Here is a 13,338-nt window from a genome sequence, read left to right as displayed (position 1 = left end):
CAGGGAGTGTTGTTCAACGGAGAGCGCACGCTCGAGATCCGGGACTTCCCGGATCCCTCTCCGGGCCCGCAAGACGTCATCATCGAGATCCGGGCGTCCGGGATGTGCGGCTCGGACCTTCACCACTATCGGGGCCCTCGTGAGACCGCTCCGACGGTGATTGTGGGACACGAGCCCGCAGGGGTGATCGTCGAGGCCGGTGCCGAGGTGCCGGCCTCGTGGATCGGCCGATCAGTCATGGTCCATCACTATTTCGGCTGTGGTCGATGCGATCAGTGCCACGCAGGATGGCCTCAGCTGTGCCGCGAAGGCCTCCAGGCGATGGGCCACCACGTCAACGGTTCACACGCGTCGTTCGCTCGCGTTCCGTTCCGGGCTGTCCTGCCCATGCCGGAGGGGCTTTCATTCCTGGCTTCGGCGGCGATCAGCTGCGGTTCAGGGACGGCCTGGGGTGCGCTCGAGCGGATCGATCTCCGCGGGTCCGACACCATCGTGATCTTCGGACAGGGCCCTGTCGGGCTCGCTGCCACCCAGCTCGCATCGGCTATGGGGGCGCGCGTGATCGCCCTCGACATCGAGCCCCACCGCCTCGAGCGGGCCCGCGAGTTCGGCGCGGCCGAGGTCATCAACCCCACCGAGGCCGAATCGGTGCGCGATGCGGTGCTGGAACTCACGAACGGGCGGGGCGCCTCCAAGAGCCTTGAAACGTCAGGATCCCCAATCGCCGTGAACCAGGCTCTCGAGGTCCTTGGCCTGTGGGGAGTTGCATGCTGGGTCGGACGCGGATCGCGTGCACAGGTCGATCTCAGTGATCACCTGTGGAGCCAGATCACCGCCAAGACATCATGGACCATGTCCGTACAGTCGATGACCCGCCCCGCCGATCTCGTGGTCGAGCGCGGCATCGAGGTCGACGCGTTGTTCACGCACAGATGGAAGCTCTCCGACGCCGCCCAAGCCTACAAGGTGCTCGACACCCAAAGCACCGGAAAGGGCGTCCTCTTGCCCTGAGCGTCCCGCACAGGCGGGATCACGAACATCAGCAAACCTTCAAGGAAGTTTTGATCGGCGTCGTGATCGACACCGGAAGAAAGGCGTAGAACATGTACGAGGCGAAGACCCTGGTGGACCACGGCCCGAACGGGCGCTTTACATTCCCCGAGGGAACACGGTGGCACGAAGGACGCTTCTGGTTCTCCGATCTGTACACCGAATCCGTCTACTCATGCGAGGAGGACGGTTCCGACGTGCGGATCGAGGCATCCGTGCCCGGCACTCCTGTCGGCCTTGGGTGGCTGCCAGACGGCCGCCTCCTTATAGTGGCGATCGACGACCGGCAGCTGCTCCGCCGCGAGCATGACGGATCGCTGGTCGTACACGCGGACTTCGCCCCCCACCTCCAGTCTGATGGCGATGCGCCGAACGACATGATCGTCGCCGACGACGGCACGGCATACATCGGCATGTTGGGCTTTGATCCGCGCGCGGGCGCGCCGTTCAACCCCGGACCATTGCTGCGGGTGACGCCGGACGGCGTCGTGTCGGCAGTCAGCGAGCCCATGTACTTTCCGAACGGCATGGCGATCATCGACGGTCGGACCCTGGTCCTGGCCGAATCGTGGGGGAATCGGTTATCCGCGTTTGACATCGCCAAAGACGGCTCGCTCTCCGAGCGCCGGGACTGGGCGCGACTCGGTGAGCTTCCCGACACAAGCGACCAGACCAAGGTCTTCGATCAGCTTGTGGCTGCGTGCGATGGAATTTCCGAGCCCGATGCCGAGGGAGCCGTGTGGGCTGCTGACTACACTCGCCCTCGTGCGATCCGGGTAGTTCCCGGAGTTGGAATCGTCGACGAAGTCCGGACAAGCGGAGGCCTTCACGCCTACGGCGCGACTCTCGGCGGCGCGGACGGCAGAACACTGTTCCTCGCCACTACCGCCGCGGACACCGATCCTGCGCTGCGCCGCAGCGAGCCGGTCGGGCAGATCCAGGTCGCTCGTGTCGATGTCCCCGCAGCGCGTGTGAACAACGCGCGGGACAAATCAGAACCGCGCGCTTACGAAAGGAGCGACGCATGAACCCCACGTATAACTTCAGAGACCAGGTGGCCCTCATCACCGGTGCGGGATCCGGAATGGGGCTGGCCACCGCACAGGCTTTCGCCGAGGCCGGTGCCGCCGTCGTGCTCGCTGACGTCGACGAGGCCGCGGTAAGGGCCGCGTCCGAGGCGCTCAACGAAGGCGGGCACAACACGATTGCCGTCGTCTGCGATGTCGCTGACGAGACCTCGGTCGCCGCAACGGTCGAGCGCGCGGTGGCCGAGTTCGGGCGCTTGGACATGGCCTTCAACAACGCGGGCATTCAGATTCCACTGAGCGACGCCGCAGACGAAGAGCTCGAATACTTCGAGAAGGTACACGCCGTCAACCTTCGGGGAGTCTGGGCGTGCATGAAGCACGAACTCAGGCAGATGCGGGCCCAAGGGAGCGGGGCGATAGTGAACTGCTCGTCGCTCGGTGGGCTGGTGGGAGCGGCGGGCCGAGCGTCCTACCACTCATCAAAGTTCGGGGTCATCGGACTGACTCAATCCGCAGCCCTCCAATACGCTCCGCGCGGCGTACGGATCAACGCCGTCTGCCCCGGCACCATCGTCACCCCGATGGTGACGGCGATGTTCGGCAACGGAGAACTGGACCGTGAGCGGGCGTTGGCGATCACGCCGATGGGCCGATTCGGCAAGCCCGAGGAGATCGCATCCGCGGTGCTCTGGTTGTGCAGTCCGGGCGCGAGCTTCGTCGTCGGTGCCGCACTGCCCGTCGACGGCGGCTACGTTGCCCAGTAGTCCGGAGGCCGCTGCGGACGCCATGCACGCTTCATCACGAGTACGAGAGAGGGGCGAGCGGTGCTGCAGACGATAATCCAGCGGCTCGGCAGCTTCGCCGCGGAAACGGCTTTCGACACCCTTCCTTTTGAGGTGATCGATGAGGTGAAGCGATTGCTCTTGGACTCGATCGGCTGCGCCATCGCCGCGCAGAGCTCGGATCGAGGCCGGATCGGGGTCGAGTTCGGGATGCTGATGGGTGCGCGCTCCGAGGAGGCAACGATCCTCGGCAGTCAGCAGCGCACGAGCGCGTTTGGAGCCGCCTTCGCCAACGCCGAGCTGATCAACGCACTCGACTTCGACGCGGTACTCCCGCCCGGCCACGTCGTCCCGTTCGTGCTGCCGGGAGCGCTCGCCCTGGCCGAACGTGAACACCGCAGTGGGCGAGAGCTCATCGTTGCTGTCGCCGTAGCCCATGAGGTGAGCTACCGGATCGGCAAGGCGATGGACTATGTGCGGGATATGTCCGAAGGGCGGATGACTCACCCTCCCGTCTTCGGGTATAGCAGCTCTGTATTCGGCGCGGCCGCTGCGAACGCAAGGCTGCTCCGGCAGCCCGGGCGCATGGCTGCGTTCACGCTTGGAATCGCGGGCAGTTCGGCTCCGGTGAACGCCATGTGGTCTTCGAGTCATCGCATTCACGCCGCGACCACCAACTACGCACTCACAGGCAATCTCGTCCTCACGGCGTTGACCGCAGCGCACCTTGCCGCGAGCGGCCATACCGGAGATCTCGAAATCCTGGATGATCGCGAGTTCGGTTTCCCCCGCTTCATCGGTACCACTCGGTGGGAGCCTGGAGCGATTACCGCGGAACTGGGGTCAGCCTGGAGATTCCCCCGGGAGCAGGCGTACAAGATCTATCCGCATTGCCGGGTGCCGGCCGCGCTCCTTGACGCAATGTCGGAACTCGTCGCAGTCAACGACATCGCACCGGAGGAGATCGAGTCGATCGAGGCCTGGGGCGAACCGCAGGGGCTGTATCCGGTGTGGGCGAACACTGAGATTCTCAGCCCTACCGATGCACTCAATAGCACCGCATATGGACTTGCCGTCAGCGCGCATCGGATCTTCCCGACCCGTCGGTGGCAGGACGACGAGGTCATCTTCGATCCCTCCATTCAGGCACTCGTGTCCCGAGTCCGGCTCCACTCCCATCCCGGGTATACGGACGCGCTGGCCGCTGATCCCTCCAGTCGCTTGTCGAAGCTCGAGGTCACCGCGAGAGGCGAAAGCTTCGTGGCCGAGCGACGCTTCCCGAGAGGGGCACGGACGTCCGACCCATCCACCGAGATCTCGACCGACGAGCTCATCGCGAAGTTCAAGGACAACACGGGACCGACACTCTCCGACCACGATGCGGAGCAGCTTACGAGGGGGATCCACGCCCTAGAGGATGTCGATGACGTCGCCGACCTTATCAACAGCGCGAGGCCCTCATGAACGAAAGGGAGACACGAGTGAACGCCCCCGCCATCGACCTGCGTCATTCGACACCGGCGGGAACGATCTACGCTGGCCCCCGCTCAATGGCGGCCCTCGGTCGCGAGCTTGAGCGCGCGCGCTGCCGATCCGTTGTCGTCGTGACCAGTCCGTCGCTAGCCGATGCACCGTCTTATCGGTTGGTCGTTGAGACGGTAGGCAATCGGATTGCCGGCGCATTCACACGCGTGAGACAGTTCAGCCCGACGGATGTGGTCACAGAACTAGCGAATGTCATTGCCCAGGCCGAAGCTGATGCTCTTGTCGTCCTAGGAGGGGGATCCGCGATGGTGACTGCGCGCGCGGCGACTGTTCTCGCCGGCGAGAGCCGCCCCCTCGAAGAGCTGCTGACGCGTCGCGACGATCATGGCAAGGTCATCAATCCGCGAATGCCACAACCGAAGCTCCCCATCTGGATCGTGCCGAGCACGCCGACGCCCGCGATGGCGAAGGCGGGAGCGGCACTCAGGGACCCGGTGATGGGCAGGCGGGTTGCCGTCTTCGACCCCAAGGTGCGCGCTGCCGGGATTGTGCTTGATCCGACCGTCCTTTCGTCGTCCCCCGCCGGGCTGTTCGTGGCGACCGCGATGAATGGGCTGTCGATGGGGGTTGAGGGTTTGCTGGCAACTTCCGGCGACCCCTTCGCTGAGGCGCTTCTCTTCCAAGGCGTCCGGGAGATCGTCGCCAACCTGGGGGCGGTGGCCGAACACACGGATCAATTTGAACCACGAGCGCGAGTTGCGATGGGAGCGATCCTCGCCGGGCAGGGGAGCGACTACTCGGGCGCGGGCCTGGCTCTTGCCCTCTCTCACGAGCTTGCTCCCAAGTCTACGGTGGCGGGCGGAGTAGTGGAGACCATCCTCCTTCCGCACACCGTCCGCTTCACCGCGGCAGTGGTGGCCCATCGCGTGCCTGTCGTGGCGGCCGCTCTGGGCGCAGTGGAGCACACGATCGACGGAATCGAGATCGCGCTGCGCCAATTCGGAGAAGCGTTGGGGCTGCCTGAGCGTCTCAGCCAGATCGGACTGACGGAGCCAAATCTCCAGGCCGCCCTTGAGCACGCAGTCGAAGACTGGGCAATGAACGCACGCATGCCTCGGCGCGCAGGTCTAGACGACCTCGAAATGATTGTCGATAGCGCGTGGTGAGCCGCAGTATTGGGTCACCGCCATCTACGCTGCACGACCCGAAGGCCTCCTGTTCAGCTCAACGCTCAGGCTCTTCACAAGCGTTATCAGCAGCAGAGGCTGGCACGAGGTCCTGCATGGACGTCGATTGTGCCCTCGTCTCGGGGCGTAGTTCAGGACGTAGACGAAAAACAGCTGCAACATTGACGACAGCGAATCCACCCTGATGGGCTGCCTAGGCCCCAGTGTAGGAGAGGAGGGCCAGATGGCCGGATCAGGCTGGACGCTTGAAGATCTCGAGCTCAGCCAGCCGGCCCCGGTCACAGGCCACGTGAAGGTCCGGGTGCGGGTTCGCAACGTGACCACACGACAAGGCATGCGACAAGTCCTGCTGTACGCTGAGCGGCGCTTATCTTCCGTCCAGCGACTACCCCGCTGGCCGGTCGGGAACGCTCTGGCCAACGCTGGCCCTGGGAGTGCGGTTGTCGTCGACATCTTCATCGGGGCACGGTGCTTCGCCCACTGGGACAACGGCTGGACCATTGAACCAGGCATTTTCAGGATCCGCGCGGGATTCTCTGCTGACGAGCTCACCCTGACGGGGATGGTCTACATCGGTCCACCACCCTTGTCCAATCAGTCGGACCTGTGCAGCTGAACCAGGGCGCCGACTTCGAAGAATGAAGGCTTCTTCTCGGCGTGCCCGCCACAGACGCAACGCCGACGAGGCACTCGTAGGCCTCCCGATCAAGAAGGTGAAGTAACCACCATGTCCCAGAACACCGCAGACTACGCCCAACTGACCAGAACAGTGGATTACGCAGCTCTCATCGCGCGCCTCTCTCTCGAGGAGAAGGTGCACCTGCTCACGGGCGAGACGGCGTTCACGCTCCCGGGCAACGACACTATCGGGCTTGCCCCGTTGGCGTTCTCCGATGGTCCGACAGGCGTACGGGGACTCAAGTTCGCCGGGGGGGACGCCGTCGCCCTCTTCCCCAATGCGACCCTCATCTCTGGCTCGTGGGATGATTCCGTCGCCGAGGAGGTGGGCCGAATGCTCTCGGAGGAAGCGCACCGCCAGAGAATCCACGTAGTGCTCGGCCCGACCATCAACCTCCACCGCTCCCCTCTGGGAGGGCGCCTCTTCGAGGCCTACTCCGAGGATCCGTACCTGACCGGGCGCACCGGATCCGCGTATGTACGGGGCATGCAGGCCGACGGCACGGCGGCGTGCCTCAAGCATCTCGTGGCCAACGAGTCCGAGACGCTGCGCAGCTTCATGGACTCGCGCGTCAGCGAGACGGCGCTCCGCGAGGTGTACCTACTGCCTTTCCAGATGGCCGTCGAGGACGCCGGAGTGTGGTCGATGATGGCCGCGTACAACGACGTCAACGGAGTTGCGGCGACGGAACAGAACCACGTCCAGAACGAGATCGTCAAGGGCGAGTGGGGCTGGGATGGGCTCATCATGAGCGACTGGTTCGCGACCAAGCGCACGGTCGCGTCCGCGAACGGGGGACTGGACCTTGTCATGCCCGGGCCTTCCGGTCCGTGGGGGGAGCGTCTTGTCTCCGCCGTCCAGCGTGGGGATGTTGCCGAGGCGACCGTGGACGACCACCTCACCCGCCTCCTACGGCTTGCCGAGCGCACGGGTGGGCTGCGAGCGAGCGGCAGCGATCGCCGCGCGAGCACGTTCAATGCAGGCATGCCCTCCCCGGACTCCTCACTCCGCAGGGAGCAGCTTCGTCGCATCGCGAGCCGGGGGATGGTCCTCGTCAAGAACAACGGCGGCACATTGCCGCTGATGGGCACAGGCGATGTCACGCTCATCGGCCGTCACGCCGTGGCCACCCAGGACATGGGCGGCGGTTCCGCCCAAGTGAACCCGCCCTACCAGTCCACTGTTGCGGAAGGCCTCACCGAACTCCTGGGCGACCGGCTCACTGTCGTCGACGGCGTCGCCGTGCGCGCCCGTCCCGTCGCCGCGGCACCGTCCTTTGTGAGGGACCCCGATACCGGCGAGCATGGTGTCCGGGTGACGCTCCTTGCCGCAGATGGCCGGGAGATCTCGAGCCGCCATGAGGACGGCACGGCGATCACTGTGGGATGGGACGACGATCTCGAGGAGGCGCCCGCCGTCGTTATCTTCTCTGCAGTCCTGGCAAATGAGGCTGGTCCAGTACGCCTGGGAGGGATTGGCGCAGGCCACTGGACGATTTCGACCACCACTGGGCCGATTGCGGAGGCGGAGCTGGCAGTCGCCGGGGTCGACCCTGGCGAGACGATGATTTGCCAACCGGCTTTCACCAAGACCCTAGATCTTCCGGAAGGTGCCGTGGTCACCGCCCGGTACGAGTTCAAGGCACTTGACTGGCCTCAGATGCTTGCCAACAACCCGGCTCTGGAGCTGGCCGAGGAGAGCCATCTGCTCGAGACGGGGTCCTACGGCCTCGTTGCTCTGGTCGCCGAGCCTGCCGTCCGGACGGACGACGCTGCCATCGCCGAGGCGGAGAAAGCAGCCTTACAGGCCGGAACGGCGATCGTGGTCGTCGGCCTGACAGAGGAGGATGAGACCGAAGGCTCGGACAAGACCACGCTCGCCCTCCCCGGTCGGCAGGACGAGCTCGTCCGCTCCGTCGCCGCGGCGGCTGAACGCACGGTCGTCGTCGTCAACGCGGCCACCCCGGTGCTCATGCCGTGGCTCGACGAGGTCGATGCCGTGTTGATCGCTGGGCTCCCTGGCCAGGAGGGGGGACGAGCGATCGCGGCCGTGCTTACGGGCGGGGCAGAGCCAACCGGGCGGCTTGTGACCACTTACCCTGCTTCAGACAGCGCGGCCCCGGCATGGACCGTTACCCCCGGTGAAGACCTTGGCCTGGAGTACGCGGACGGCACAGCCGTCGGCTACCGCGGCTGGCACGCGGGAAACGCGCCTGAGCCCTTGTTCTGGTTCGGCCACGGCCTCGGATACGGGTCATGGGAATACGGAGAGCCACGGCTCGTCTCCGAGGACGCCGTCCCGACACTCCAAGTCGAGGTGACCAATACCGCTTCGCGCCCATCGCGGGAAACGGTTCAGGTGTACTTCGACCCGGCCGAGCCTGGCCAGCCGGTGCGGCTCGTCGGATACGCCGGAGAGGAAGTGGCGCCTGGCGCGACAGTCTCCGTGACTGTCGCGTGCGATCCCCGTCTCTTCCGACGCTGGGATGAATCCAGTGGCAGCTGGGTTCCGATGACAGGGCAGGGCTCATTGCTCGTGGCGCGTGGGCTAGGCGACGTGAGAGCACGAATTCCAATGCCGTAGACGCCCTAGAGCCAGAGGGAGAAGGGGCCCAGCAGTGCCACATGGGCTGAGCGTAGTTGCCGGACGCCGAGAACCCGACCTCATCCACCTCGTTCGTCCTGAGAGAAGAAAGGCACAACCTATGGCACTCGTCCTGGTTACAGGTGCTTCTACCGGCCTTGGACTCGCAACGGCACTCGGGTTGGCAGGCGCCGGACACGATGTCGTCCTGCATGCCCGCAACGCCGACCGCGTCAAGAACCAAAGCGTTCGCAAACGCATGCGCGAAGTCATTTACGGTGACCTCGCCGACTTGGATCAGACTGCCGGTCTCGCGGCGCAAGCGAACGGCATCGGCCATTTCGACGCCGTCATCCATAATGCCGGTGTCCTCAAAGGGCCGGATGTGTTCGCGGTCAACATCGTCGCGCCCTACGTGCTCACTGCGCTGATGACACCGCCGAGCCGATCGATCGTACTCAGCAGTTCGATGCATATGTCAGGTACGACCGATCTCGATTCAGCCAACTTCTCTAGCCCCGGCGATCGGGGTCGCGCATACGAGGACTCCAAGCTCTATGTCACAGCACTTGCGATGGCCCTCGTTGATCGCCGCCCCGATTCGCTCGCGCACGCAGTGGATCCGGGCTGGGTGCCGACCCGGATGGGCGGTCCCTCCGCTTCGGACAGCCTCGAAGAAGGGCACCGCACCCAAGAGTGGCTCGCCACGGCCGAGGAAGCCGAATTCTCCCCGCGCACCGGCGGATATTGGTATCACCGCAAGTCGCGCCAGCCGCATCCCGCAGCCGGCAATACCGAGTTCCATCACGAGCTCCTGGACAAACTCGAAGCGCACACAGGCATCGCCCTCGCCGGAACGACTCCCTGACTAGTGCCTCGGCGTGGATGCGAGACCTGCCGTGGCGAATTCGGGCGCCGGGCAATAAACGATAATCTGAAAGAAAGGGACAAGCACGATGGAATACCGATATTTGGGGCGCTCAGGCCTGAAAGTCTCGACCGTTACATTCGGAACGATGATGTTCGGCGGCGCTGGCTTTTTCGCCAACGCAGGCACCACCACTGTCGAAGAGGCGAAGCGGCTGCTGGATGTCGCCCTCGACCATGGGGTAAATCTGCTCGACACCGCGAACGTATATTCCTATGGGGTCTCCGAAGAGATCCTGGGCCAGGCGCTCAAGGGCCGGCGGGACCGGACTTTGGTCGCGACGAAGGTGCGCATGCGCATGGGCGATGGGCCTAACGAAACGGGCCTGTCGCGGCACCACATTATCGCCCAATGCGAGGCGAGCTTGCGTCGCCTGGGCACCGACCATATTGACCTATACCAGGTACACGAGTGGGACGGACAGACCCCGCTCGAGGAGACGCTCGAGGCGCTGGACTCCCTCGTGCGATCGGGCAAAGTCCGCTACATCGGCAGCTCGAATTACGCGGGATGGCAGTTGATGAAGGCGCTTGGCGTTTCTGAGCGGAAGGGCTACCAGCCTTTCATCTCCCAGCAGATTCACTATACGCTCCAAGCCAGGGAGGCCGAATACGAGCTGCTTCCGATCGCCGAAGATTCAGGAGTCGGGGTGCTGGTGTGGAGCCCGCTGGCCGGCGGCTTGCTGTCGGGCAAGTACCGTCGCGGCAAGCAGGCGCCTGAAGGCTCGCGCCAACTCACGGCCTGGGACGAGCCGCCGGTACGCGACGATGACGCTCTGTATGACATCGTCGAGGAACTGGTCGAGATCGGAGATGCCCGCGGCGTGTCGGCAGCTCAAGTGTCCTTGGCGTGGTTGCTGGGCCGTCCTGGTGTCTCGTCGCTGATTGTCGGGGCCCGCACAGAGCAACAGCTCGTCGACAACCTCGCGGCGGCCGACCTGCAACTCACCTCAGACGAGCGTGAACGCTTGGACAAGGTGTCTGCCCCGCCGCTCATCTACCCCTACTGGCATCACGCCAAGTCGGCCTCCGACCGCCTCGGCCCGCACGACATCGTTCCCGGGGAAGCGCTCCGGGCGTGAAGTAGCCTGTATCCGGGGAAGCCCCATCGTGACGACGCCGTGATGTGGCGTCTCGTCAACGTTGGCATTGGAGTCGCAGGCCATGCGACTTGCTGTCATCGTGACGCTCCGTAAGAACGCCAATAGGTTCCGCGCACGCTAATGCCGAGGAAGCGCCGCGGCGGCGGCCAGCCAGTGAGAAGGCAGAGGCTGCCGCCTCTTCGTGAATTACGGGTCCTCTTGGGTCAGGCGGGGGTAATCCTGACGGTCGCGGCCCGGGGGCGGGCTGCGAGCATCGGGGGAAGGTACTCGCTGTTGGCGTACTTTGCGCGGTAGGCAGCGTCGACGTCGTCGTTCACGGCGGGGTTTGCAGCATGGAAGCGCACGTCGTAGGTGCCGCCGGCGGTGGTGATGCGCCCCGCCCCCTGGTTCATCGCCGCCTTGTACCAACGTGAGTTGGCCCCATTCCAGGGGCGCACGTAGAGGCTCTCGTCGACGACGACTGACCAGATCCACGTCGGGGTGCCGTAGGTGGTGCCGTCCTCCCGGAACGGAGCGATGTGCAGGTCGTCGGTCGCCGCAATCCGGGCGAGAGTGTTGGTGTCCCATTCAGTCATTGTGAGGTTCCTCTCGAGCAGTCAGGGCCGTAGGCAGAATTGATCGGGGTCCAGCTCGGGGCCCTTCCGTAAGGAGTCGGCTCGCTACAGCTGCGCAAAGAGCAACGGCGGCCGCGGCCAACAGGCTAGTTGCGACGCCGGTCTGGAACCCTGCCGGATCGGCCAGCAGCGCCCCAAAGACGGCGACGGCCAGGGCACCGCCGATTTGTCTGCTTGCGTGGAAGACGCCGCTTGCGGTGCCCGAGAGGTGCCCAGGAACGCTGTTGAGCAGGACGCCGCTGATGGGCGGAATGACAAGCGGTCCACAGAGACCCACGAGCACCAGAAGGCTCGAGATAAACCACACGGGAACGTCCGAAGGTAGCACGGCTAGCCCAATCGTGCCCGCGGTCATCGAAAGGAAGCCGAGCGGGATCAGCCGCTTTGCGCCGAATCGTTCGACGATACGCGCGCTGAAGGGCGTCAGGATGAATCCGATCAGCATCATGGGCAGGAACGCGATTCCCGTGCCGAACGACGTTAGCCCACGGTATTGCTGGAGGTAGAGGCTCATTACGAACGGGAGCCCGTAGTTCCCGATCATGAACGCGAAACCCGACGTCGAGGCCACCGCGACGACCGGGGACCGGGCGAGCGCCAGCGGCACCATCGGATGGCGGACCCTGGTCTGGGAGAGGGCAAACGCCACGAGTGCCGCAACGCCGACCGAAAGGGCCGTCACCACCTGCGGGGCTGCGAAGCCGACCGCTCCGGCCTCGATGATCCCGTAGGTCAAGCCGCCCATGGCGAGCACTGCCGTCGTTTGCCCCACCCAGTCGAATGGCACCTCGCGGCGGGGCGACCGGCGGGCACGTGCCAACAGGATCAAGGCCATGATCCCGACGGGAAGGTTGATCAGGAAGATTAGCCGCCAGCTCACGAGGTTCAGCAGCCCGCCGATCACCGGGCCAGAGGTCGAGGCCACGGCACCGCCCATCGCCCAGATGGCGACGGCGCGAGCCCGGCGAATGGGATCCGGGAACGCCTGACCTATGAGCGCCATCGACGCGGGCATCATGACAGCGGCCCCGGTTCCTTGGATGAACCGCGCCGCCACGAGGGCGCCCAAGCCTGGAGCGAGGCCGCAGGTCACCGAAGCGGCGACGAACAGGACCACACCGACCCCGAAGGCACGGCGCGCTCCGAGGCGATCGGAGAGCGCCCCAGAAGAGAGCAGAAGGGCTGCGAACGCGAGGGTATACCCATCAACGATCCACTGCAGTCCCGTCATCCCGCCACCGAGCTCAGTTCGGACAGTCGGCAGCGCAACATTGACGACCACAGCGTCCAAGGTGATGACGAAGAAGCCCAGCACCGAAGACATGAGGGTACTGCGCGCGACGGCAGGACGGACTGCTTGAGTGTCCCGCGTGTGTGGGGCCAAAGGGCTCCCTTTCTCCACAGATGTCTCCTCAGTGATTCGGTGCTTCATCGCAAGTCCGAACCGTCGGCGTTGGACCGGGCCCGGACTGGGTACCTACCCTCGGTCGGTCCGGGCTATCTGCGTGGGCATGGCGTCGCGGCCCTGATCTCCGAGCCATCGGCTGCTTCTAGGGCGGCGAGAGTTCGGTGCCCGGCGCTGCCGTCCTCCGCGTTCGACGCCGATAGCCGTCGGCTTAACGTGTCGGGCGCAGTCTCAGCGCGGAGAAACAGCAGCACGCCGTCAGGCTTCGGCTCTCGACTGTGGTTTCCGCATGGAGGGAAATTCGGTGGCTGCCCAGGATGCAAGCAGCCGTAATGCCTCTTCAGAGGGTGACCCGGGCTCTGCGCTGTAGGTGGTAAGCGTGAGGCCGGGCTCCGATGTCATCTCCAGTCCCTCGTAGGCGACGGTGAGCTCGCCGACAACGGGATGACGGAAGGTTTTGAATCCGGTGCCATAATGCAGGACATTGTGGGCGCT

The 13,338-nt window shown here is 64.9% G+C and carries 11 protein-coding genes and 1 pseudogene; 9 read left to right on the top strand and 3 right to left on the bottom strand.

Annotation, left to right across the window (positions count from 1 at the left end):
- Nucleotides 1–9: 9 nt before the first annotated feature.
- The 9 genes from ACLN58_RS02485 (at nucleotide 10) to ACLN58_RS02445 (ending at nucleotide 10,803) form a co-directional block, all read left to right on the top strand.
- Entirely contained in the window at nucleotides 10–1,011 is a 1,002-nt protein-coding gene (locus ACLN58_RS02485) for a zinc-binding dehydrogenase (protein WP_415853695.1), read from the top strand.
- A gap of 92 nt (nucleotides 1,012–1,103) precedes the next feature.
- Nucleotides 1,104–2,078: an SMP-30/gluconolactonase/LRE family protein gene (locus tag ACLN58_RS02480; protein ID WP_415853694.1), complete on the top strand. Its 975-nt coding sequence runs from the start codon at nucleotides 1,104–1,106 to the stop codon at nucleotides 2,076–2,078.
- Entirely contained in the window at nucleotides 2,075–2,842 is a 768-nt protein-coding gene (locus ACLN58_RS02475; protein ID WP_415853693.1) for a glucose 1-dehydrogenase, read from the top strand. The genes ACLN58_RS02480 and ACLN58_RS02475 overlap by 4 nt, the downstream gene beginning before the upstream one ends.
- A gap of 60 nt (nucleotides 2,843–2,902) precedes the next feature.
- Nucleotides 2,903–4,324 carry an MmgE/PrpD family protein gene (locus ACLN58_RS02470; protein WP_415853692.1) on the top strand — a complete coding sequence of 474 codons (1,422 nt, stop codon included), beginning with the start codon at nucleotides 2,903–2,905 and terminating at the stop codon, nucleotides 4,322–4,324.
- Nucleotides 4,325–4,341: 17 nt separating this feature from the next.
- Complete coding sequence (locus ACLN58_RS02465; protein ID WP_415853691.1) at nucleotides 4,342–5,511, top strand: iron-containing alcohol dehydrogenase family protein; 1,170 nt, start codon at nucleotides 4,342–4,344, stop codon at nucleotides 5,509–5,511.
- 244 nt (nucleotides 5,512–5,755) lie between these two features.
- Nucleotides 5,756–6,148, top strand: coding sequence for a hypothetical protein (locus ACLN58_RS02460; RefSeq protein WP_415853690.1), 393 nt, complete (start codon nucleotides 5,756–5,758; stop codon nucleotides 6,146–6,148).
- A gap of 111 nt (nucleotides 6,149–6,259) precedes the next feature.
- Nucleotides 6,260–8,794 carry a beta-glucosidase family protein gene (locus tag ACLN58_RS02455; protein ID WP_415853689.1) on the top strand — a complete coding sequence of 845 codons (2,535 nt, stop codon included), beginning with the start codon at nucleotides 6,260–6,262 and terminating at the stop codon, nucleotides 8,792–8,794.
- 121 nt (nucleotides 8,795–8,915) lie between these two features.
- Nucleotides 8,916–9,662 (top strand): SDR family NAD(P)-dependent oxidoreductase, encoded by a 747-nt coding sequence (locus tag ACLN58_RS02450; protein WP_415853688.1) that lies wholly within the window; start codon nucleotides 8,916–8,918, stop codon nucleotides 9,660–9,662.
- 88 nt (nucleotides 9,663–9,750) lie between these two features.
- A complete protein-coding gene (locus ACLN58_RS02445; RefSeq protein WP_415853687.1) occupies nucleotides 9,751–10,803 on the top strand; it encodes an aldo/keto reductase in 1,053 nt (350 codons plus the stop codon).
- A gap of 224 nt (nucleotides 10,804–11,027) precedes the next feature.
- Here the strand turns inward: ACLN58_RS02445 and ACLN58_RS02440 are convergent, their stop codons facing one another.
- From ACLN58_RS02440 to ACLN58_RS02430, 3 genes and pseudogenes are all read right to left on the bottom strand, one after another.
- The gene (locus tag ACLN58_RS02440; protein WP_415853686.1) at nucleotides 11,028–11,399 is read right to left on the bottom strand and encodes a DUF2255 family protein; all 372 of its coding nucleotides are present in this window, start codon (nucleotides 11,397–11,399) and stop codon (nucleotides 11,028–11,030) included.
- Nucleotides 11,392–12,762 (bottom strand): MFS transporter, encoded by a 1,371-nt coding sequence (locus ACLN58_RS02435; RefSeq protein ID WP_415853685.1) that lies wholly within the window; start codon nucleotides 12,760–12,762, stop codon nucleotides 11,392–11,394. The genes ACLN58_RS02440 and ACLN58_RS02435 overlap by 8 nt, the downstream gene beginning before the upstream one ends.
- Before the next feature lie 339 nt (nucleotides 12,763–13,101).
- Nucleotides 13,102–13,338, bottom strand: a pseudogene (locus tag ACLN58_RS02430) (transcriptional regulator); the annotation flags it as partial.

It is taken from the genome of Sinomonas sp. G460-2 (assembly GCF_047759905.1).
Taxonomy (GTDB): Bacteria; Actinomycetota; Actinomycetes; order Actinomycetales; family Micrococcaceae; genus Sinomonas.
The sequence above is the reverse complement of the archived record's forward strand: the minus strand, read 5'-3'. Positions and strand labels throughout refer to the sequence as shown.